Source organism: Allobosea sp. AK1, from assembly GCF_006714945.1.
In the GTDB taxonomy this organism is placed as follows: Bacteria; Pseudomonadota; Alphaproteobacteria; order Rhizobiales; family Beijerinckiaceae; genus Allobosea; species Allobosea robiniae.
The window spans coordinates 2,026,593-2,048,096 of sequence record NZ_VFMG01000001.1 but is presented as its reverse complement, the minus strand read 5'-3'; the positions used below and the strand labels follow the sequence as shown (position 1 = coordinate 2,048,096).

At 66.1% G+C, this 21,504-nt stretch carries 20 protein-coding genes; 5 read left to right on the top strand and 15 right to left on the bottom strand.

Annotated elements, in window-relative coordinates; translation table 11 throughout:
- Window positions 1-2 precede the first annotated feature (2 nt).
- Genes FHT98_RS10210 through FHT98_RS10200 form a run of 3 tightly spaced genes read right to left on the bottom strand, consistent with a single transcriptional unit; the run spans window position 3 to window position 3,077 of the window.
- Window positions 3-845 carry a carbohydrate ABC transporter permease gene (locus FHT98_RS10210; RefSeq protein WP_142113952.1) on the bottom strand — a complete coding sequence of 281 codons (843 nt, stop codon included), beginning with the start codon at window positions 843-845 and terminating at the stop codon, window positions 3-5.
- Complete coding sequence (locus tag FHT98_RS10205; protein WP_142113951.1) at window positions 845-1,786, bottom strand: carbohydrate ABC transporter permease; 942 nt, start codon at window positions 1,784-1,786, stop codon at window positions 845-847. Before FHT98_RS10205 ends, FHT98_RS10210 begins: the two co-directional genes overlap by 1 nt.
- Before the next feature lie 31 nt (window positions 1,787-1,817).
- Complete coding sequence (locus FHT98_RS10200) at window positions 1,818-3,077, bottom strand: extracellular solute-binding protein (RefSeq protein ID WP_142113950.1); 1,260 nt, start codon at window positions 3,075-3,077, stop codon at window positions 1,818-1,820.
- Between the two features lie 165 nt (window positions 3,078-3,242).
- On the opposite strand from FHT98_RS10200, the gene FHT98_RS10195 reads away from it, so the two are divergent.
- Window positions 3,243-4,478 carry an ROK family transcriptional regulator gene (locus tag FHT98_RS10195; protein ID WP_142113949.1) on the top strand — a complete coding sequence of 412 codons (1,236 nt, stop codon included), beginning with the start codon at window positions 3,243-3,245 and terminating at the stop codon, window positions 4,476-4,478.
- Between the two features lie 17 nt (window positions 4,479-4,495).
- Here FHT98_RS10195 and FHT98_RS10190 read toward each other — a convergent pair whose 3' ends face one another.
- From FHT98_RS10190 to FHT98_RS10145, 10 genes are all read right to left on the bottom strand, one after another.
- Window positions 4,496-5,653 carry an acyl-CoA dehydrogenase family protein gene (locus FHT98_RS10190; RefSeq protein ID WP_142113948.1) on the bottom strand — a complete coding sequence of 386 codons (1,158 nt, stop codon included), beginning with the start codon at window positions 5,651-5,653 and terminating at the stop codon, window positions 4,496-4,498.
- 131 nt (window positions 5,654-5,784) lie between these two features.
- Window positions 5,785-6,126, bottom strand: coding sequence for a Rid family hydrolase (locus tag FHT98_RS10185; protein WP_142113947.1), 342 nt, complete (start codon window positions 6,124-6,126; stop codon window positions 5,785-5,787).
- Window positions 6,127-6,145: 19 nt separating this feature from the next.
- Complete coding sequence (locus FHT98_RS10180; RefSeq protein WP_210244418.1) at window positions 6,146-7,204, bottom strand: NAD(P)/FAD-dependent oxidoreductase; 1,059 nt, start codon at window positions 7,202-7,204, stop codon at window positions 6,146-6,148.
- Between the two features lie 65 nt (window positions 7,205-7,269).
- On the bottom strand, window positions 7,270-8,724 hold the full coding sequence (locus FHT98_RS10175; RefSeq protein WP_142113945.1) for an NAD(P)/FAD-dependent oxidoreductase: 1,455 nt from the start codon (window positions 8,722-8,724) through the stop codon (window positions 7,270-7,272).
- The gene (locus FHT98_RS10170; protein ID WP_142113944.1) at window positions 8,721-9,029 is read right to left on the bottom strand and encodes a (2Fe-2S)-binding protein; all 309 of its coding nucleotides are present in this window, start codon (window positions 9,027-9,029) and stop codon (window positions 8,721-8,723) included. The genes FHT98_RS10175 and FHT98_RS10170 overlap by 4 nt, the downstream gene beginning before the upstream one ends.
- On the bottom strand, window positions 9,010-10,137 hold the full coding sequence (locus tag FHT98_RS10165) for an NAD(P)/FAD-dependent oxidoreductase (protein WP_142113943.1): 1,128 nt from the start codon (window positions 10,135-10,137) through the stop codon (window positions 9,010-9,012). The genes FHT98_RS10170 and FHT98_RS10165 overlap by 20 nt, the downstream gene beginning before the upstream one ends.
- 4 nt (window positions 10,138-10,141) lie before the next feature.
- On the bottom strand, window positions 10,142-10,942 hold the full coding sequence (locus FHT98_RS10160) for an ABC transporter permease (RefSeq protein WP_142113942.1): 801 nt from the start codon (window positions 10,940-10,942) through the stop codon (window positions 10,142-10,144).
- The gene (locus FHT98_RS10155; protein ID WP_113584404.1) at window positions 10,939-11,805 is read right to left on the bottom strand and encodes an ABC transporter permease; all 867 of its coding nucleotides are present in this window, start codon (window positions 11,803-11,805) and stop codon (window positions 10,939-10,941) included. The genes FHT98_RS10160 and FHT98_RS10155 overlap by 4 nt, the downstream gene beginning before the upstream one ends.
- A complete protein-coding gene (locus tag FHT98_RS10150; RefSeq protein WP_142113941.1) occupies window positions 11,802-12,845 on the bottom strand; it encodes an ABC transporter ATP-binding protein in 1,044 nt (347 codons plus the stop codon). The genes FHT98_RS10155 and FHT98_RS10150 overlap by 4 nt, the downstream gene beginning before the upstream one ends.
- Window positions 12,846-12,999: 154 nt before the next feature.
- Window positions 13,000-14,034: an ABC transporter substrate-binding protein gene (locus tag FHT98_RS10145; protein WP_142113940.1), complete on the bottom strand. Its 1,035-nt coding sequence runs from the start codon at window positions 14,032-14,034 to the stop codon at window positions 13,000-13,002.
- A gap of 120 nt (window positions 14,035-14,154) precedes the next feature.
- Here FHT98_RS10145 and FHT98_RS10140 point away from each other — a divergent pair, with 120 nt between their 5' ends.
- The gene (locus FHT98_RS10140) at window positions 14,155-15,060 is read left to right on the top strand and encodes a LysR substrate-binding domain-containing protein (protein ID WP_142113939.1); all 906 of its coding nucleotides are present in this window, start codon (window positions 14,155-14,157) and stop codon (window positions 15,058-15,060) included.
- Window positions 15,061-15,122: 62 nt separating this feature from the next.
- Here FHT98_RS10140 and FHT98_RS10135 read toward each other — a convergent pair whose 3' ends face one another.
- Together FHT98_RS10135 and FHT98_RS10130 are read right to left on the bottom strand one after the other, a co-directional pair.
- Window positions 15,123-16,268 (bottom strand): glycosyltransferase, encoded by a 1,146-nt coding sequence (locus FHT98_RS10135; protein WP_248309193.1) that lies wholly within the window; start codon window positions 16,266-16,268, stop codon window positions 15,123-15,125.
- Window positions 16,265-16,867, bottom strand: coding sequence for a MarR family transcriptional regulator (locus FHT98_RS10130; protein ID WP_244512109.1), 603 nt, complete (start codon window positions 16,865-16,867; stop codon window positions 16,265-16,267). Before FHT98_RS10130 ends, FHT98_RS10135 begins: the two co-directional genes overlap by 4 nt.
- A 327-nt stretch (window positions 16,868-17,194) precedes the next feature.
- Here FHT98_RS10130 and FHT98_RS10125 point away from each other — a divergent pair, with 327 nt between their 5' ends.
- The 3 genes from FHT98_RS10125 to FHT98_RS10115 all read left to right on the top strand — a co-directional run bounded on the left by FHT98_RS10125 (window position 17,195) and on the right by FHT98_RS10115 (window position 21,393).
- Complete coding sequence (locus tag FHT98_RS10125; RefSeq protein ID WP_082617276.1) at window positions 17,195-18,949, top strand: type I secretion system permease/ATPase; 1,755 nt, start codon at window positions 17,195-17,197, stop codon at window positions 18,947-18,949.
- On the top strand, window positions 18,946-20,301 hold the full coding sequence (locus FHT98_RS10120; protein WP_113584399.1) for an HlyD family type I secretion periplasmic adaptor subunit: 1,356 nt from the start codon (window positions 18,946-18,948) through the stop codon (window positions 20,299-20,301). Before FHT98_RS10125 ends, FHT98_RS10120 begins: the two co-directional genes overlap by 4 nt.
- Before the next feature lie 297 nt (window positions 20,302-20,598).
- Window positions 20,599-21,393, top strand: coding sequence for a calcium-binding protein (locus FHT98_RS10115; protein WP_142113938.1), 795 nt, complete (start codon window positions 20,599-20,601; stop codon window positions 21,391-21,393).
- Window positions 21,394-21,504 lie beyond the last annotated feature (111 nt).

The window sequence follows — 21,504 nt, the reverse complement described above, 5'->3', positions numbered from 1 at the left end:
AATCAGCCCTTGAGGCCGGCGAGGACCACGCCGCGCACGATATAGCGCTGAAGCAGCAGGAAGACGGTCAGCGTCGGCAGGGTGGCGAGCGCGGCGCCCGTCATGATCAATTCCCACTGGACCTGCGATTCCACGGCGAAGCTCGTGAGGCCGACCGGCAAGGTGTAGAGTTCCTTTGATGTCGTCACGATCAGCGGCCAGATGAAGGCGGTCCAGTTGCTGAGGAAGGTGAAGATCGCCAGCGCCGAGAGGGCGGGCGTCACCAGCGGCATGGCGATGCGCCAGAAGATCGCGAATTCGTTGAGGCCGTCGATGCGGGCGGCTTCGAGGAAGTCGTTCGGCACGGTCTCGAAGAACTGCTTCATCAGGAAGGTGCCGAAGGCCGTCATCATCCCCGGGAACATGATGCCCCAGTAGCTGTCGAGCCAGCCGAAGTTCTTGGCCATGACGTACCAGGGAATGACCAGCATCTCGGTCGGGATCATCAGCGTCGAGAGGATGGCGATGAAGACGAGATAGCGGCCGCGGAACTGGAATTTCGCGAGGGTGTAGCCGACGAGGCTGTCGAAGAAGACGTTCGAGAGCGTGACCGCCGTGGCGATGCCGAAGGAATTGGCGAACCAGCGCAGGAAGCGGCCGTCCGAGAGCACGGTCACGTAGTTGCCGAGCGTCGGATGGGCAGGGAAGAAGGCGAGATCGTAGATCTCGGAGGAATCCTTCAGCGAGGTCGCGAACATGAAGACGAGCGGCGTCACCATCAAGAGGCCGCCACCGAAGAGCAGCAGCCAGGTGATGATGCGGCCGGGCTCGATGCGCAGGGCCATTGGGGGAGCGACGGCGCTCATCAGCGGTCCTTCAGCAGCCTAAGCTGCAGCAGCGAGACCACGAGCAGCACGAGGAAGAGCACGACGGTCTGGGCCGCGGCATAGCCCATGTCGAAGGACGAGAAGGCCGTCTGGTAGATCATCAGCACGAGCGGCTTGGTCGCGTTCAGCGGCCCGCCGGGGTCGCTGCTCGTCTGGCTGGTCATATTGTAGACCTGATCGAAGATCCGCAGGAACCCGATCGAGGAGAAGACGACGAGGAAGACGATCGTCGGCTTGAGCAGCGGCAGGGTGATCCGTCGCAGGATCGTCCCGTTCGAGACGCCGTCGATGCGGGCGGCCTCGTAATAGGTCGTCGGGATGGCGCGCAGGCCCGCCATGAAGATCACGACCTGGAAGCCGAGCCCGGCCCAGATCGCGGGTGCCAGCACCGCCGGCAACGATTGGGTGGTCGAGCGCAGGAAGGGCTGCTGGGCGATGCCGAGCCCGGCGAGCAGGTTGTTGAACAGGCCGATCGGGACCGGCTGGTAGAACCAGCGCCAGACCCAGGCCATCGCCGCTGCGGTCGTCAGGAAGGGCAGGAAATACAGCGCCCGGATGAAGCCGTGAAGGAAGCGCACGCGGTCGAGATGATAGGCGATGGTGAAGGCGAGGAGCAGGCTGATCGGCGTGCCCAGCAGCAGGTAGAGCGCGGTGTTGCGGAAGACCTGCCAGAACACCGGATCGGCCATCAGCCGCTTGAAATTGGCCAGCCCGATGAAGGAGGGCTTGGTCAGCAGGTTCCAGTTGGTGGTGGCGATCCAGAACGCTTCCAGCGTCGGATAGAAGCGCACCACCGCATAGAACAGCACCGGCACGGCCAGGAAGGACCAGGCCCAGAGAACCTGCTTCTGGCGCATGCCGAGGCCCGAGGAGAGACGGGCGCCGGACCGTGCATCGACACGAGACGAAGAAGCGTTCATCGCGACAATCCGATCCGGTGCCCGGTCCGCATCACTTCTTGTAGAAGCGGTCGAGGATGGCCTGCTCGGCCTTGGCGGCATCAGTGAGCGCAGCCTTGGCGTCCTGGTTCTGCAGCAGCACGCGGTTGATCATGTCGAGCGCGACCTGGCGCTGGGCCATCTCGTCGACGAAGACCGTGGCGTGCGAATAGCTGAGCGCCTTGAGGAACGGCCCGTAGACTGGGTGGTTCAGGTTCTTCTCGGTCTCGGCCGCTTCCTTGCGCGCCGGCAGTTCGCCGACGGTCTCGAGCCAGAGCTGCATCGCCTCGGGCGTGGTGACGAAGGCGAGGAACTTCTTGGCCGCTTCCAGCTTCGGGCCGGTCGGCTTGGTGGTGATGGCGTTGACCCAGTAGCTGGCGAAATTCGCCTTCTTGCCGTCGGCCGAGGCAGGGAGTTCGGCAACGCCCCATTCGAAGGCCTTGATGCCGCCGAAGGCGCCGAGGCGGAAGGAGCCGTCGATGGTCATCGCGGCGCGGCCGGCGCGGAAGGCAGCCTGGCCCTCGTCCATGAAGCCGACCAGGCCGACCTTGTGCACGCGCTGGAGATCGGCATACCAGTTCAGCGACTTGGCGCCGGCCTCGCTGTTGTAGGTCACGGTCTTGTTGTCGTCGCTATAGGGGGCGCCGCCGTTCTGGCGCAGCAGCGTCTCGCGCCACCAATGGTAATCCTGGCCGGGGAAGTCGAGCGTGATGCCGGCGGAGAGCATGTTGCCGGCGCCGTCGCGCTTGGTCGTCTTCTTGGCGAAGTCGAGCAGCTCGTCGACGGTCTTGGGCGGTGTGTTCGGGTCGAGCCCGGCCTCCTGGAAGAGCTTCTTGTTATAGAACAGCGCGAGCGAGCGCACCGCCGTCGGCAGGGCGTAATACTCGCCGTCGCGCTTCATCGCCGAGACGATCGGATAGAATTCCTTCTCGATCGCGGCGGGCGGGAAGGCGTCGCGCGGCAGCGGCTGGATGAACTTGGCGCCGACGAAATTGTCGAGCCAGCCATAGAAGAGCTGCACGACATCCGGGCCCTGACCGGCCGGCATCGCCGCCGCGATCTTGGTCTGGTAGTCGGCATAGGGGAAGGTCGTCTGCTTGACCTTGATATTCGGGTTGGCGGCCTCGAAGCGCTTGATCAGCTCGGTCATCGCCTTGACGCGCGCGTCGAAGACATACTGCCAGTACTCGATCTCGACGGTCTGCGCCTTCGCGCCGGCGACCGCGCCGACCGAGACCATCAGACCCAACAGCATCCCGCGTAAGCCGCGCATGACCCTCTCCCCTGATTTCGTTGTCCTCCATCCCTGCCGGTGGACGGCATTCGGGAGGCTTGCACGCATCGTCATCTCGCCGGCCCGCAGCTGTCAATCCATTAATTCACTTGAGTTGGATTAATTGCCGACGCAGGCTGTCCGCCCGTTCCCTTGCGACCGCCTATGCCGAACCGTCCCGTTCCACCCTCCCGCAGCGTCGCCGTCGGCACCAATCCCGAGCGGACGCGCAGTCATAACCGCCGGGTCGTGCTGGAAACCGTGCGCCAGCACGGGCAGCTCGGCCGTTCCGACATCGCGGTCTTGACCAGGCTCACGGCCCAGGCGGTCTCCAACATCGTCGCCGAGCTGGTCGAGGAGGGATTCCTGATCGAGCTCGGCCGGCGCCGGACGGCGCGAGGCCAGCCGCCTGTGGAATTCGCGGTGAACCCCGAAGGCGGAATGACGGCGGGGATGGAGATCGCGGCGGATCACGTCACCACGGTCCTCGTCGACCTCGCCGGGCGGATTAGGGCGCAGCGCATCGCGCCTCTCGCGGATACGACCGTTGCGGGCGTCCAGAAGACGGCCGCGGCGGAGCTGGCGGCCGTGCGGCGCGAGGCCGGCCTGCCCGAGCGCCTGCTCGGCTGCGGAGTGGTGATGCCAGGCCCCTTCGAGATCGAGGGCATGAGTTCGGTCGGCACCTCGCCCTTGCCGGGCTGGGCCGGGCAGGATGCGGCGCAGCTTCTGCAGGATGCACTGAACACGCCCGTGGTCATCGAGAACGATGCCAATGCAGCGGCGGTGGGCGAGCACCTCCACGGGCTCGGCCGGAATCTACGCCATTTCTGCCAGATCTATTTCGGCGCCGGCCTCGGGCTCGGCGTCATCGTCGCCGGTCAGCCCTATCGCGGGGCCTTCGGCAATGCCGGCGAGATCGGCCATATTCCTGTGGTGCGCTACGGGCGCGCCTGTGCCTGCGGCGGGTATGGCTGCCTCGAACGCTATGCCTCCTTCCATGCGCTGGCGGAGACATTGCGGGAGGCCGGCATCTCGGGCGTCGGGCCGGAGGAGATCGCGCGCCTGCACCGTGACGGAAATCCGGCGCTGTCCGGCTGGATCGTGGAGGCGGCCGGGCTGCTCGCGCCGGTCGTGACCATGCTGGAGAATCTTTTCGATCCGGAGACCGTGATCCTCGGCGGCGAGATGCCGGATACGGTGATCGATGCGCTGATCGCGGCGATGTCTCCCTTGGCCGTTTCGGTGGCGAACCGTTCGGGGCGGACGATCCCGCGCGTCCAGCGCGGCGCGACCGGACGATTGACGGCAGCGCTCGGAGCCGCAGCGCTGCCGCTGCTCGACACGATGACGCCGAAGCTCGACCGCGTCAGCCTGGTGCCCGACGTGCCAGCCTCGGCCTGAGGCCCCCAGGCCTTCGGTCAGTACGAGCGCGGCATGCCCAGTACATGCTCGGCCAGATAGGACAGGATCAGGTTCGTCGAGATCGGCGCGACCTGATAGAGCCGCGTCTCCCTGAACTTGCGCTCGACATCGTATTCCTCGGCGAAGCCGAAGCCGCCATGGGTCTGGACGCAGGCATTGGCCGCCTCGAAGGAGGCATCAGCCGCCAGCATCTTGGCCATGTTCGCCTCGGCGCCCGGATTGGCGCCGGCCTCGTAGAGCCGGATCGCCTCGCGCACCATCAGCTCGGCGGCACGCATATTGGCGTAGGCCTTGGCGATCGGGAACTGGATGCCCTGGTTCTGGCCGATCGGCCGGCCGAAGACATGGCGCTCCCTGGCATAGGCCGAGGCCTTGTCGATGAACCATTTGGCATCGCCGACGCATTCGGCGGCGATCAGGATACGCTCGGCATTCATGCCGGAGAGGATGTAGCGGAAGCCCTTGCCCTCCTCGCCGACGAGGTTTTCGGCCGGGACCTTCACATTGTCGAAGAAGACCTCGGTGGTGGCGTGGTTCATCATCGTGCGGATCGGCCGGATGGTCAGGCCGTCCTTCAGCGCCTCGCGCATGTCGAGGATGAAGACCGAGAGCCCGTCGGTGCGCTTCTGAACCTGATCGCGCGGCGTCGTGCGGGCGAGCAACAGCATCAGGTCGGATTGCGCGGCGCGGCTCGTCCAGATCTTCTGGCCGTTGACGATGTAGTGGTCGCCCTCGCGGCGGGCGGTCGTCCTGAGCGCGGTCGTGTCGGTGCCGCTGGTCGGCTCGGTGACGCCGAAGGCCTGGAGGCGCAATTCGCCGGAGGCGATCTTGGAGAGGTAACGCTGCTTCTGGTCCTCGCTGCCATGACGCAGCACGGTACCCATCACATACATCTGGGCGTGGCAGGCGGCACCGTTGCAGCCCTGGCGCTGGATTTCCTCCATGATGACAGCCGCGGCCGAGAGCGTGAGCCCGGCTCCGCCATAGTCCTCGGGGATCAAGGCCGAGAGGAAGCCGCTTTCGGTCAGCGCCGTCACGAACTCCGTCGGATAGGCCATCTCGCGATCGAGCTTGCGCCAGTATTCGCCTGGGAAATCGGCGCAGAGCCTGGCGACGGCATCGCGGATTTCGGAATGGTCGGAAGCGTGCTGCATGCTGGTCTCTAGGCTGTCGTCAGATGCGACCCTATGCCAGCGCCGGAAGGTTGGGCACCCCCGTTCATGCTTTCGGAGGAAGGACTACAGGCGCGGCATCGCGCCTGTAGCCTTGTGTTCGCTGGAACCGCTCAGCGCGAGGCGGTGACCACGATCTCGATCAACGGGCCGCCGAGATCGGCGACGCCGACGGTCGCGCGGGTCGGCATGTCCTCGCCGAAGAAGCTGGTCCAGACAGCGTCCATCTCCCTCTTTAGAGTGAGATCAGTGACGAAGATCTGGGCGGCGACGATCGCCTTGCGATCGAGCCCGACCTCGCCGAGATAGCCCTCGATCTTGCCGAGGATGTTCTGGGTCTGCGGGCCCATCCCCTGCTTGGTGTCGTCGGCGACAACGCCGCCGACGAAGGCGAGGTTTCCGGTCTCGACGACGCGGTTCTGGATGGGCGTGCGGATGGAGCGCTTGATGGCCATGGGTCTTCTCCTTTGAAGCTCAGTGGATGGTGTTGAAACGGGCGATGTCGAGGCCGTCGATCGGCACGTTCGATTGGCCGGTCGCGATGATCTCGGCCATCACGGCGCCGGCGCCGGGGCCGAGCTGGAAGCCATGGGCCGAGAAGCCGAACTGGTGATAGACGCCCTCGTGTTTGGCACTCTTGCCGAAGACTGGCAGGTCGTCCGGCATGCGCGCCTCGATGCCGGCCCAAGCCCGCACGACGGGCGCGCCGCGCATGATCGGGAAGAGGTCCCAGACCGTGCCGGCGCTGATCGCGAGCTTGCGCCAGTCGAGCAGCGTGACGTTCTCGTCGCGCAAGGGCGTCCCGAGATGGCCGCCACCGATCAGCACCGTGCCGTTGTCGAACTGCTTGAACGAGAGTTTTCGCCCGCGCAGGATCACCACGGGCTTGATGAAGGCCGGCAGCGGCGCGGTGATCATCAGCATCGGCGCGATGACCGAGAGCGGCACGGGCTCGCCGAGATCGTTGGCGATGCGGTCAGCCCAGGCACCGGCGGCGTTGACGATGCGGGGGGCGAGAAAATCGCCGGCATCGGTGACGACGCGCCAGTTCTCACCGTCCTGCTCGACCTTGGTGACACGCACGCCTTCGCGGATGGAGACGCCGAGGCTCTCGGCCTTGCGCTTGAAGGCCTGCGTCGCGCGCAAGGGGATCGCGGCACCGTCGCGGCGCGAGATCACGCCGCCCGGGCAGGTCTCGGAAACGGCGGGAACGATGGCGCGCAATTCCTTCGCGTCGATCATCTCCTCATGATGGAAGCCGCGCAGCGTCAGGTCGGCGACGCGGGCGCGACAGCCTTCCAGATCGGCCTCGTCCTCGGCGACCAGAACCTGCCCGTCGCTGGTGAAGCCGCAATCGTCGTCGACCAATTCGGCGATGTTGTGCCAAAGCGCCATCGAGGTGTTGGAGAGTGGGATCTCCGCAACATGACGCGCGAGCTGACGCACGCCGCCGGCATTGACGCCGGAAGCGTGGCGGCCAACATGGTCCTTCTCGATCAGGATGACCGAGAGCCCGCGCATGGCACAATGCATAGCGGTCGAGCAGCCATGGATGCCGCCGCCGATGACGATGACATCGGCATTGCGACGCTCCGCACTCACCGCACGACCGCCTTCACCGAGGCCTCGGTCTGCGGCAGGGCGGCCAGCTCGGCCAGCGTGACCGGCTTGATCGGCGGGCGCAGGCGGTAATAGCCGGTCTCGGCCGGGGTCGTGCCGCGCGTCTCGGCGATCAGCTCGACCACGGTCGGGCCGCAGAGACGGCCCTGGCAGGGGCCCATGCCGCAGCGCAGGAAGGCTTTCATCTGGTTGGGGCCGGTGACGCCGAGGCGCTTCGCGGCGTCGCGGATCTGGCCGGCCGTGACCTCCTCGCAGCGGCAGACGATTGTCTCGTCCTTGGGCGGCGCCAGGAATTGCGGTGCCGGCTTGTAGAGCAGGTCGAGGAAGCGCCGGCCGTGCAGCTTCTTGCCCAGTTCGGCGCGGATCGGGGCGGCCTGCCGATCGCGTTCGGCTTCGTTGAGCTTGCCTAGCCGCGATGCTGCACCGATGGCCGCGATTTCGCCGCGCAGCGCGGCACTTTCCGCCCCGCCGATGCCGGCGCCGTCCCCGGCGATGGCGATACCGGGCACGGTCGAGGCGAACCAGGCATCGACGCGCGGCACCCAGGCGTGCTGCTCGGTGTCGAAATCATGGGCGCAGCCGGCGGCATTGGAGAAGTTGACGCTCGGGATCACGCCCTGATGCAGCAGAAGGGTGTCGCAGGCGATGGTGCCCGTGCGGCCGTTCTGCTCGAACTGGACCGTCGCCAGCTTTCCGCTGCCCGTCGCCGTCAGGCTGGTCACGCCGGAGACGAAGCGCAGCTTGCGCCGTGCGGCGAGCATCAGCTTGAGGCCCTTGGCAAGATAGGGCGAGCGCAGGAAATCCGGGATGGCGCCGAGCGCCTTCGACCAATTGGCCGAGGGCGTCGTGTCGAGCACGGCGGCGATCTGGCAACCGGCGGCCGCGAGCTGCCCCGCCAGCAGGTAGAGCAAGGGGCCGCAGCCGGCGATGACCGTGCGCCCCGACGGAATGGCGCCGGCGGATTTGAGCGCAATCTGGGCGGCGCCCGCCGTCATCACGCCGGGCAAGGTCCAGCCGGGGATCGGGAAGGGACGTTCCTGTGCGCCTGTGGCGAGGATCACTTGCCGCGCACCGATGATGCGGGCCTTGCCGTCGAGCGAGAGGCCGAGCTCGAATGTGCCGGGCGCGGTCTCGTCCGGGCCGATCGACCAGACGGTGCAACGCGGGGCGTAAGCGGCTTTCGAGCGCTCGAAGCGCGCGACGATGTCGGCGCCGCGCCAGTAATCCTCGCCGAGGACGGCGCGGTTCTTCACCGGTGTCGTGGTGACGGCGCGATAGATCTGGCCACCCGGCGCCGGGTTCTCGTCGGCGAGCAGGACGGAGAGGCCGAGCTCGGCGGCACGCGCCGCAGCGGAGAGACCGGCGGGACCGGCGCCGACCACGACGAGGTCATAGCTCTCGGCGAGCTGTTCGATGTTGGCGATCGGGGTCATTCCACGGCCTCCGTGAGATGGCGGCGGCCATGCTGGGTTTCGATGCGCATGCCCTCTGCAAGAGGGACGAGGCAGCCCTGCCGGTTGCCGATGCCGTCGATGACGACGAGGCAGTCGAAGCAGACGCCCATCAGGCAATAGGGCGCGCGCGGTGTGTCGGAGACCGGGGTCTCGCGGCAGGCGGTGATGCCGTTGACGAGCAGGGCTGCGGCGACCGTGTCGCCCGCACGCGCCGTCATCGGCCGGCCGTCGAAAGTGAAGCTGAGCTCTCCGCTCGCAGCAAGGTCAGCTATGGGCCGGAACATGGAACCTCCGTGCAGTGAAGCTCGCGACGCTCTCCGGCAAGGTGCCGGCGAGGATCGCGGGAGCGAGCGTCAGGGCATGATTGGCGGCGAGCGTCACGCCGGAATGGCAGGTGACGACGAAGGCGCCGGGATGGGTTTCGGACTGGTCGTAGATCGGGAAGCCGTCGGGGCTCATCACGCGCAAGGCCGACCAGGTGCGGACGACATTGAGGCCGGCGAGGCGCGGGAACATCTTCACGGCCCGTTCCGCCATGGTCGAGAGGATCGGCTGGCCGACGACGGTGTCGAAGCCGCGATCCTCCTGGCTGTCGCCGATCATCACGCCGCCCTCGTCGGTCTGGCGGACCGTGACCATCGGATTGTGCAGAAAGGGCTCGGTCTTCTCGGTGACGATGATCTGGCCCTTGCTCGGCTTCACCGGCGCATCGAGCCCGACCATCGGGGCGAGGCGGGCATTGCCGAGGCCGGCGCAGAGCACGACCTTCCCAGTGCGCATCTCGCCCCAGGGACCGGTGATGGCGAAGCCGCCATCCCGGGGCACGATGCTCTCGACCGGGCTGTTCGGGCGATAGTCGACGCCGCGCCGGACCGTCGCCTCGCGCAGCGCACGGAAGAGCTTCAGCGAATTCACATGGCCGTCGAGCGGCGAATAGAGCGAGCCGACCACGTCCTTGCCGATCGCGGGCAGGCGCCGCTTCGTCTCGGCATGGTCGAGCACTTCATAGGGAAAGTCGGTCAGCGGCCGGCTGTTGTGGAGGCGGCGCATCGCTTCGACACGCTTGTCGAGCTCGGCCTCCGAGAGGCAGAGCATGAAGCCGCCGGGCTGGCTATGGGCGACGTCGATTCCGGTCTCGCCGGCAAGCGAGGCGGCCAATTCATGCCAGGCATCGGCGGAGCGGCGCGACCAGAGCGCGTAGTCGGGCATGCCAAAACCCTTGGACTGGACCCAGACCAGTGCGAAATTGCCGCGCGAAGCCCGGAAGGCGGTATCGCCTTCGTCGAGGATCGCGACCTTGGCGCCGTTGCGGGCGAGGCCGAGCGCGATGGCGCCGCCGACCACGCCGCCGCCGATTACAGCGACATCGGGTTCTGTGGGGAGAGTGGACACGGGTTCAGCCTTTTCCGGTTCCGACGAACAGCCGGTCGAGCCCGAAGAGCCTGTCCAGTGCCAGCAGCAGGATGGCGGTCAGGGCGATCAGGCAGGCGGAGACGGCTGCGATGAGCGGGTCGATATTGTCCTGGATGTAGAGGAACATCCGGACGGGGAGCGTGGTGGTGGCGGGCGAGGCGATGAAGACGGTCATCGTCACCTCGTCGAAGGAGTTGATCGCGGCGAGCAGCCAGCCCGAGACGACGCCCGGCAGGATCAGCGGCAGCGTCACCCGGCGGAAGACCACGGCCGGGCTTGCGCCGAGCGAGATCGCGGCATGCTCGATGCGCCGGTCGATCCCGTAGGAGGCGGCGAGAACGAGGCGCAGCGCAAAGGGAATGATCACGATGATATGGCTCAGCACCAGCCCGAGGAAGGTCCCGGAGAGGCCGATCTGCGTGAAGAAGCGCAGGAAGGCGATGCCCAGCACGACATGGGGGACCATCAATGGCGACATGAACAGGGCCGTCATCGCCTCGCGGCCGGGAAAGCGGCAACGGGCGATGGCAAGCGCTGCGGGGACGGCCAGCCCGATCGCGACGGTGGAGGAGAGCGCCGCCAGCCAGAGCGAGTCGCGGAAGGCGCGCAGGAATTCGGGATAGTCGAGGATCGCCTTGAACCAGCGCAGGCTCCAGACCCGGCCGGGCAGGGAGAGATAGCCCTCCGGCGTGAAGGCGACGAGGCAGACCACCACCAGCGGCGCCAGCATGAAGACGACGAAAAGGGTGTGGAACAGGACGGCGAAGGGACCGTTGCGGCTCATTCGAACACCTGTGAATAGCGGCGCTCGACCAGCCGGTTGGCGCCGACGGTGAGGATGACCAGGGCTGCGAGCAGGAGCACGGCGACGGCAGCGCCGAGCGGCCAGTTCAGCGTGTTCAGGAACTCGTCATAGGCCAGCGTCGCCGCGACCTTGAGCCGCCGGCCGCCGATGATCGCCGGCGAGGCGAAGGCACTCGCCGCCAGCGCGAAGACGATGATCGAGCCCGAGAGGATGCCCGGCACGATCTGCGGCAGGATCACGCGCCGCCAGATGGTCAAGCGCGAGGCGCCGAGCGAGAGCGCGGCGTTCTCGATCTGCGGGTCGAGCCGCTGCAGCGAGGCCCAGACCGCGAGGATCATGAAGGGGATCAGCACGTGGACGAGCGCGATCACCACGCCGGTCTCGGTGAACATGAATTCGAGCGGCTGGCCGATCAGGCCGAGCGCCATCAGCCCACGGTTGACGAGGCCGGTCGAGCCCAGCAGCAGCGCCCAGCCGAGCGTGCGTGCGACGACCGAGACCAGCAGCGGGCCGATGATCGCGAGCAGGCAGATGCCGCGCCAGGCCGGCGACATGCGATTGAGGATATAGGCCTCGGGCACGCCGATCAGGATGGCGAAGAGCGTGACCAGCACGGCGATGCGCAAGGTGCGCAGGAAGACTTCGAGGAAATAGCTGTCGCTGAAGATCTCGCGAAAATTCTTCAGCGTGAACTCGGCGACGATGCCCTTGTACTGGCCCCAGTCGTAGAAGGCGAGCAGCACGGTCATGCCGAGCGGGATGATGACGAGGGCGAGGAAGACGGCGAGCGCCGGGCCCGTCATCCAATAGGGCGTTGCGCGGGCGGAAACGTCCGGGCTCATGAGCTTGGGCCCTCTGCCAGCAGCGCGGCGTCGCCGGGGCCAAAACGGAGTTTCACCGTCTCGCCTTCGCGAGGAACGGGCGCGCCGTCATTGTGCCGGATCAGGGTGACCGTGCCGGCGACGCTCTCGGCGCTCAGCAGCCAATGCGCGCCCTGAAAGATGCGCGACGTGATGCGGGCCGTAAAGCCCGGGGCGCCCTCGGCCGCGAAGCCGAGACGCTCCGGGCGGACCGCGATGCGCAGGGAACCGGAGCCAGCATCGGGGAGCGGCACCGAAAGACCCTCGATCGTGACATGGCCGCGGCCGTCGCCGGTCGCCTTCAGCACGTTGGTCTTGCCGAGGAAATTCGCGACGAAGGCGCTGTCGGGTGCGCCATAGACGGCATCGGGCGCGCCGATCTGCTCGACGCGGCCGCGATTCATCACGACGATCTGGTCGGAGAGCGCCATCGCCTCGTGCTGGTCATGGGTGACGAGGATCGTGGTCGTGCCGATCGAGCGCTGGATCTGGCGCAGTTCGCCCTGCATTTCCTCGCGCAATTTGGCGTCGAGATTGGAGAGGGGTTCGTCGAGCAGGAGCAGCGAGGGCCTGATCACCAGCGCGCGAGCCAACGCGACGCGCTGCTGCTGGCCGCCCGACATGCGGCGGGGATAGCGCTCCTCGAAGCCCTTCAGTCCGACCAGCGCCATCGCCTCCAGCGTGCGCTTCTCGCGCTCCGCCTTCTCGACGCCGCGCATTTCCAGTCCGAAGGCGATGTTCTGCGCCACGGTCATATGGGGAAAGAGCGCATAGCTCTGGAAGACGATGCCGAGGCCGCGCTTGTTGGGGGCGACGCCGCCGAGATCGCGGCTGTCGAGCAGGATGCGGCCGCGGTCGACCGGCACGAAGCCGGCGATCATCTGCAGCGTCGTGGTCTTGCCGCAGCCGGAGGGGCCGAGCAGCGAGATGAACTCGCCGCGCGCGACCGAGAGGTCGAGCCCCTCGACCGCAACCGCGCTGCCGTAAGACTTGCCGAGGCCTTCGAGAACGAGATGGGACATGGGTTAATTGCTGGCCTCGTTTGAGGGCGCGGAAACTCCTTCGTCATCCCGGGCTTGACCCGGGATCCATCGAAGGGCGTCGCGCTCTACGATGGATCCCGGATCGTCGCTTCGCTACGTCCGGGATGACGGCGAGGTTCGAAGGCGGACTATGTTACCGCTCGACCTCGCGGTTCCAGCGCTTGGTCCATTCCTCGCGCTTGGCGTTGGCGACGTCCCAGTCGACCGCCTTGAGGGTCTTGACCTCGTCGCCATAGGGCAAGCCCTTCCGCTCCTCCGGCGTCAGCGTCACCGTCATGTTGGCGGGGCCGAAGCCGGCGCCGGTCGCCATGATCTTCTGGATCGCGGGCGAGAGCATGAACTGGATGAAGGCGTTGGCCTCGGCCGCGTTCTTGGAGCCCTCGATCGGGCAGGCGGCGGAGCCCAGCGCGTAGCCACCCTCTTTGGGATACACAAATTCGACCGGGAAGCCGGTATCGGCGAAGGCCTTGACGCGACCCGAACCCCAGACCCCGAGCACGGCCTGGCCGTTCTGGAACAGCTCGGTCATCTTCGCCGGCGAGGGCTCGTAGGCGACGATGTTCGGGTTGATGTCCTTCTTGAACGCCTCGAAGCCCGGCTCGATATTGTTCTCGCCGCCGCCAGCCATCTGGGCGAAGGCGATCAGGGCGTGCAGGCCATAGGTGTTGTTGATCGGCGGCACGACGATCTTCTTGCCGTAGGTCTTCGATTTCAGGTCGTTCCACGAGGTCGGGGCCGGCCACTTGTTCTCGTCGAAGACCTTCTTGTTGTAGAACAGGCCGGTGCCGACCAAGCCGAGGCCGACGCCCTTGTTCGACTTGAACTTCATCACCGGCGCCACGTCCTTGTAGACCGCGCCGTCGGTCAGCGTGCCGCAGAAGCCGAGCGCCACGGCCTGATAGGCCGGGCCATCGTCGACGATCGCGACATCGATCTGCTGGTTGCCTTTTTGCGCCTGCAATTTGGCGAGCGTGTCGGTCGAATTGCCGGCGACATATTCCACCTTGACGTTGGCCTGCTTCTCGAAGGCCGGGATGACCTCCTTGCGCATGGTCTGTTCGTAGGAGCCGCCATAGCCGGCGACATAGATGGTCTTCTGCTGGGCGAAGGCGGCGGAGCCAGCGAGTGCGGTGCCGGCAGCGAGCGCGAATGTGATGGCGAGTTTCACGGTATCCCCTCCTCGTTTTCGAGTGATGCCGTCAGGTTCGGGGCTGATCTCAAACTGGTCAAATCGAATGTTTCGTGCAAGCCATGCCGAAATGTTATGTCTGGTTTTGGGGACCTGAGCATGCTGAATCCGCGCCAGATCGAGGCTTTCCGCACGGTGATCGTGACCGGCGGCATAACCGCGGCGGCGCAGGCGCTCAACATCACGCAGCCGGCGGTGACGCGCCTGATCCAAGACCTGCAATATGCGCTCGGGCTGCCGCTCTTCGTGAAGCGGGGCGCACGACTCGTGCCGACCAATGAGGCGCTGTCGCTCTATCGCGAGGTAGAGCGCCAGTTCGTCGGGCTGGAGCGCATCGAGAACGCCGCCCGCAACCTGCGCGACGGGCGGGCCGGCTCGCTGCGTGTTGCGGCGCTGCCGGCCTTCAATGTCGGCTTCCTGCCGCGGGTCGTCGGCGGCTATCTCAAGCAGAAGCCGGACCTGGAGATCGCGCTCTATGGCAGCATCTCCTCGCAGGTCGTGGACTGGGTCACCTCGGGCTTTTGCGAACTGGGCTTTGCGCAGCTCCCGTTGGATTTCCCGGGGATCGATATCGAGATCCTGCCGGCGATGGCGCCGGTCGCCGTGCTGCCGACCGGGCACAGGCTCGCGGCCAAGGCCGAACTGACGCCGGAGGATTTCGTCGACGAGCCCTTCATCTCGCTCGAACAGTCGACGCAGCTGCGTTACCGCATTGATGCCCTGTTCTCGGCCCATCGCGTCGCGCGCCAGACCCGTGTCGAGACGCCGCTGTCGATGATCGCCTGCGGGCTGGTCGCGGCCGGCGCGGGCTTGTCGGTGGTCGATCCGTTCACGGCGGCCGAATATCGCGGCCGGGGCGTCGAAGTACGGCCGCTCAGGCCGGCGGTGACCTACGACATCGCCATTATCTGGGGCGCCGGCCGCTTCCGCTCCGCCATCGCGCTGGATTTCGCGGAAACGGTCCGGGCGGCGGCCCTGGCGTTCGCGGGGTCGGTTGCCGGTTGAAAGGCATTTGATCCAGCATCGACTTTTCCCGAGGACCGCGCGCCGCTTTCCGGGCCGATGCCCTAATCGCCGAACTGATGGACCCAGCCGGTCTGGCGCGCGAGGCAGCGCTCGCGTTCGTAAGCGGCGATCACGGTTTCGCGCGCGGCGCGGCGCAAAGGTCGCATCAGCGCCGGGCTCGACAGTGCTTCCTCGATGCGCTCCGCCAGCGCTTGCGCATCATGGAAGGGGGAGAGCAGGCCGTTAACGCCGTCGCGGATCACTTCCCTCACGGGCTCGGTATCGGAGCCGACGACGAGGCAGCCGCAGGCCATCGCTTCGAGCAGCGACCAGGACAGGACGAAGGGGACGGTGAGATAGACATGGACGGCCGAGACCTGGAACAGCCGGATCAGGTTCTCATAGGGCAGCCAGGGGATATGGACGATCCGGTCTCCGAGCTCGGTCTCGGCGCACATCGCCTCGCGCCAGCTATTGCCGTCGGAGCGCGGGCGGCCATAGCCCGAGCCGTCGCCGCCAACCACGACGAAGAGCGCGTCGGGATGACGGGCCGCCAGGGTCGCTGCCGCGCGCATGAATTCGGGATAGCCGCGATAGGGATCGAGATCGCGGGCGACGAAGGTCACGACCGGCATGGCGGGCGTCAGCACGCGGCCGTCGGGCAGGACGAAGGAGGCCTCCGAATCGGGCCGGCAGGTTTGCGTGTCGATGCCGTCATGGCAGACGGCGATGCCCTGGCGATAGGCAGCCGGATATTGCCGGCGCTGCCATTGCGTCGGGGCATAGGCGGCATCGAGCGTGTCGAGCGCGAGAAGCTGGGCTGCGTTGCGCATGCGTACGCGCTGGCGGTCGGCCGCGGGAACCGGCTCGTCGATACCGAAATCGAGGTCCGAGCCGGTGCTGCGGTAATAATATTCGCAATAGCCGATCAGTCCCGCATCGGGCAGCGCGTCGCGGGCGAAGAGCATGCCGCCCCAGCCGATATGGCCGAGCACGACATCGGGCGGGTCGCTGCGGTTCAGGCGCTCCATCAGCCGCGCCACCGCCTCGCCCGTGCGCAGGTGATATTCGGTGGCGGCGAGCGCCGGATGCTGGGTCGCGGTCTCGTCGACGGAATAGACGAGCTGGCGAACGCCCGGCGCCTCCTGCGCCGGACGTTCGGTGATCAGCGTAACCTCGACGCCTTCGGCGACGAGGCTGCCGATCAAAGCAGCGAATTGACCAGATCCTGTGCGATGAACGAATAGGACATGCATGATGCGAGCAGCACTCCGCTGTAGCGGAGCGCATCGTTCCACCACTGTTCGAGTTGGCGCAGGGTCTCGTGGGTCGTGTTGACGTCGGTCTCGCGATTGCTTTCGAGCCGCTGGCCGACCTGACTGGCCTCGTCGAGCAAGCGCAGCCGCTCGCACAGCATCTGCCCCTTCAGCGAGAGGGAGATGCGAGCCTGGCGGCGGTCGCGCGGCGAGGCGCCGCGGTCGAGATAGCCGTTCTCGACCAATTGCTTGAGATTATAGGAGGCGTTCGAGCCGCCATAATGGCCGCGATCCAAGAGATCGCGGACCGCGATCTCGCCTTGTCCGATCGTCATCAGGACCATCACTTGCGATGGCGAGATGTCGTCGACGCCGAGCTTGGACAGTTCGAGCCTGAGGTAGTCGAGAAAGCGCCGGCTGACACGTTCGATCACCCGGGCCAGGTCAAAAGGAGAAATTCGGCGATCGGGGACCTCTTCGAGGACCCCGGAACCATTCGCTGGATGGTGGCCGTTCAAGGAACCGCCTGTGAATTGCTCGCCGCCGTGCAATTTGAAGTGCATCCCTTACCCCACCTGATCAAAAACTAAATAGACCATCCGTTTTGCCTCCACGCGTCTCAACAAGCCTATTAGCAAAGCACATGCCATCTAGGTGAGCCAATAAATAAGATTGTAATCACCTTCAGATGTGCCGAAACTGTTTCGAAATTCAAAATTTCTCACGTTTCAGCCTTATTTGCTTCGCTCTGAGTCGGTGAGCTACGCTTCTAATCTGTCATAATCTTGACACTCCCTCCATGTCTCGTTGCTCGGACCGATGACGGGTTTTTCCCGCAGCTTTCTCGGATCCACACACCCTCACTCTCGGAGCCATGCATGAAGGCGATGAAGCCTGCGCCGGACGCACTGATCCGGAATCTCCAGCGCTCGTTCGTCGGTGGCCTGAGCTACGCGGCTTTCCTCAGCCTCTGCGTGAATCTGCTGCTGCTGACCGTCCCGCTGTTCATGATGCAGGTCCAGGACCGGGTGACCGTCAGCCGTAGCTACGACACGCTGACCATGCTCCTCGTCATCGCGGTCGGGGCGCTGGCGCTCTACGGCACGATCGAGTTCATCCGCTCGCTGACCTTCCAGGCGATGGCGAGCATCTTCGCGCGCAAACTCAATCTGCCGGCCCTGCAGGCTGCTGTGAGTTCCTCGCTCGAACAGGGCTCGGGGCAGGCGACGCAGGCGATTCGCGATCTCAACGACATCCGCTTCTTCATCGCGAGCTCGGCGATCGCCACGCCTCTGGAGGCCATCTGGTCGCCGATCTTCCTCGCCGTGCTCTTCGCGCTGCATCCGGTCTACGGGCTCGTCGGCCTGGCGTCGCTGATCATCCTGCTATTGCTCGGCGTGCTCTCGGACATGCTGACCCGCCGCATCCTCAAGGAGGCGAACGAGGCCGGCGTCGCCAGCATCAACGAGGTCGGGGCCAGCCTGCGCCATGCCGAGACGATCGAGGCGATGGGCATGCTGCCGGCGCTGGCCCGGCGCTGGCGCGGTCAGCAGCTCGCGATGATCGAGCAGCTCGACATGGGCACAAGGCGCGGCAAGTTCATCGCGGCCGTGACGCGCTCCAGCCGGATGACGATGCAGCTCGCGGTCTATGCGACCGGCGCCATCCTGATCATCCGCAACGAGGTCACGGCGGGCACGCTGATGGCCGCCAGCATCCTGCTCGGCCGCTTGCTGGCGCCGTTCGATTCGATGATCACCGACTGGCGGCAATGGGTTCTCGCTGCCGCGGCCTGGAAGCGCGTGCGCGAGCTCGTGCTGAGTCGCAGCTCGCAGCGCCAGACCGTGCCGACGCCGCCCTGCCAGGGCGATCTCGTGATCGACCGGGTCATCTACGCGCCCCCCGGCCAGGAGCAGACGGTGATCAAGAGCGTCTCCTTCACCCTGGAGCCGGGCGAGGTTCTCGGCGTGGTCGGCCCTTCCGGCGCCGGCAAGTCGACGCTGGCGCGGCTGCTCGTCGGCGTGCTCCGGCCCAATGTCGGCGGCGTCTATCTCGACGGGCACAGCACCTATCTGTGGGAGCGCGGCTCCTTCGGCGCGATGGTCGGTTATCTCCCGCAATCGGTCTCGCTCCTGAACGGCACGATCGCCGAGAACATCGCCCGCATGCGCGATCCCGATCCGCATGCGATCCTGGAGGCGGCGCGCGTCGCCGGCGTGCACGAGCTCATCGGCCGCCTGCCGCTCGGCTACGACACCAATGTCGCTGACAGCGACTTCAATCTCTCCGGCGGCCAGCGCCAGCGCATCGGCCTGGCCCGGGCGCTCTACGGTTCGCCGCGCCTGATCGTGCTCGACGAGCCCAACGCCAATCTCGACGCGGAAGGCGAGCAGAGCCTGATCCGTGCCATCGCGGCGGCCCGCGAGAGCGGCGCCATCGTCGTGCTGATCGCGCACCGCCCCTCGGTGATGCAGGTCGTCGACAAGCTGCTCGTCCTGCGCGAGGGCCGCGTCCAGCAATTCGGTCCGCGTGGCGAGATTGCCGGCATGATCACGCCCGGCGGCCGGGTCGAGGTCGATCCTGCCGTCAAGGCTCCGGCTGCTCCCCCACAGGTTCGCGAGGTGAAGGCATGACCGGACGGTCCCTGATCAAGCGCCCCGAGCATTCGCTCACCCTCCAGATCGAGGCGGAGGTCCATGAGGAGCGCACGCCGAGCCTGCGCAATCTCGTGCTGGCCGGCGTCGCCGCGATCGGCGTCGGCTTCGGCGGTTTCGGCGCCTGGGCGGTGACGGCGCGGCTCGACAATGCCGCCGTCGCCACCGGCATCGTCGCGGTCGACAGCAAGCGCAAGACCGTCAGCCATCTCGAAGGCGGCATCCTCAAGACCTTGCTCAAGGCGGAGGGCGAGCGCGTCACGCGGGGCGAGCCGTTGCTGCGGCTGGAGGACGCGCGCCAGCGCGCCGAGTTGCAGCAATTGCAGGCCAAGCGCATCGGGCTGGAGGCCAAGCTCGCGCGCTTGCGGGCCGAGCAGACCGGCGCGGCGGCCATCGCCTTTCCCGAGGATCTCACGCAGATGGATTCGCCGATCGCGCGCGAGGTTCTGCGGGCCGAGCAGGGCTTGTTCAAATCCCGCGCCCAGGTCCAGGGCGGCAAGATCCATATCCAGCAGCGCGTCATCGAGCAGCATCAGGCCGAGGCCGATGCGCTGAAGGCCCAGATCGACGCCACCACGCAGCAACGCTCGCTGATCGACGAGGAGGTCAGGATCATGGCCGAGCTCTACGAGAAGCGTTACGCCAAGCGCAGCCAGCTCGTCGAATTGCAGACCAAGCAGAGCGAATTGTCCGGCAAGGCCGGCGAATATGCCGCCCGCAAGGCCAAGGCCGAGCAGGCGGTCGCCGGCGCCAATCTCGAAATCCTTTCGATCAGCCTCGAACAGCAGAACGATATCGGCGGCGAGATCCAGGAATCCCAGCTGATGCTCTCCGAGGTGACCGAGCGCATCATCCAGGCCGAGGACGTGCTGCGCCGGCTGGTGGTGACCTCGCCACAGGAGGGCATCGTCGCCAATATCCGGATGCGGACCGCCGGCAGCGCGATCGCGGCAGGCGAGGCGATCCTCGACATCGTGCCGGAGAACGAACCGCTGATCGTCGAGGCGAAGGTCGATCCGCGCGATATCGATTCGGTGCGCATCGGGTCCAGCACCCGCGTGCGCCTGACCGCCTTCAACTCGCGCCTGCTGCCGCCATTGGAGGCCAAGGTCAGCTATGTCGCGCCCGACCAGCTCGTCGACGAGAAGACGGGCATTCCCTATTTCGTCGTCAGGGCGGAGATCGATCCCGAGAGCCTGCGGGACCACAAGATCGCGCTGCATGCCGGCATGACCGCGGAGGTGATGATCGTCAACGGTGCCCGCCGGGCGATCGACTATCTGCTCTCGCCGGTCACCGACAGCTTCAACCGGGCCTTCCGGGAGGATTGAGGGGCGCCATCGACGTGGTGGCCGGCGGCTTCTGCCGGTTTCTCCTATATTTCGATTTTGAAAGTATATCTCTTGGAATATCGATAGAATATCTGTTGTAAAATAAAGACCAAATTATGTTGCGTCGCAAAATGATCATAATAAAACTCTTGCTGCGTCGCAGCTATTGAGCAATCTTCCCCCGGTCGAATGATGGCCTGATCTATCGGAAGGCTGTCGTACCCATTCCTGGTCTTTTCGTTCCGCGGTGCGGCCGTCGAACGTTCCAGGTTCATCAGATCGCTGAGGAGGTGCCGTATGGCAACGATCGAAGGAAGTGCATTCGACGACTTTTTGATTGGAAGTCGTTTCAGCGACGTGATCCTCGCCGGCGCCGGCGATGACATCGTCAAGGGTGGGGATCAGGTCGATTCCCTGTTCGGCGAAGAGGGTGATGACACGCTGTTCGGCGACGGTGGCAACGATGCCCTGTTCGGCGGCGAGGGCAATGACACCCTCTTCGGCGGACTCGGCGACGATGTCCTGTCCGGCGACGAGGGCAATGACGCCCTGTTCGGCGGCGAGGGCGACGATACGCTCATCGGAGGCGCCGGTGACGACATCATGCGCGGCAATGCCGGCGACGATGTCCTGATCGGCGGCGAGGGCAATGACGTCCTGCAAGGCGGCCCGGGCAACGACATCCTCCAAGGTGGCGCCGGCAACGACATCCTCCAGGGTGGCGCGGGAGCCGATATCCTCAATGGCGGCGCCGGCGACGACATCCTGCAGGGCGGCGCGGGCGACGACATGCTGTTCGGCGGTGCCGGCAACGATATCCTGCATGGCGGCGGCGGCAGCGACACCTTCGTGTTCGCCGGCGGCGGCGGGAACGACGTCGTCCTCGACTTCCATGCCGGCACGGACATGCTGCAGATCGCGTCCGACATCAACGGCACGGGTGTCCACTCCGCGGAAGACGTGGCTGCGCGTGCCACGACCGTCGGCGGCAATACCATCATCGATCTTGGCAATGGCGACAGCCTGACCCTGGTCGGTGTCTCCGCCGACGACGTCCAGGCCGATCCGAACTCCTACTTCACGGTCGCCTGACCCTGATGCGACCCCTTGCCCGGCCGATGGCTGGGCAAGGGTTTGCTGCCCCGGAGCGCGCATGCCCCCGGAAAGTGTCCCCCCGCTTTCCGCAAGCGCTCCGGGATTCTC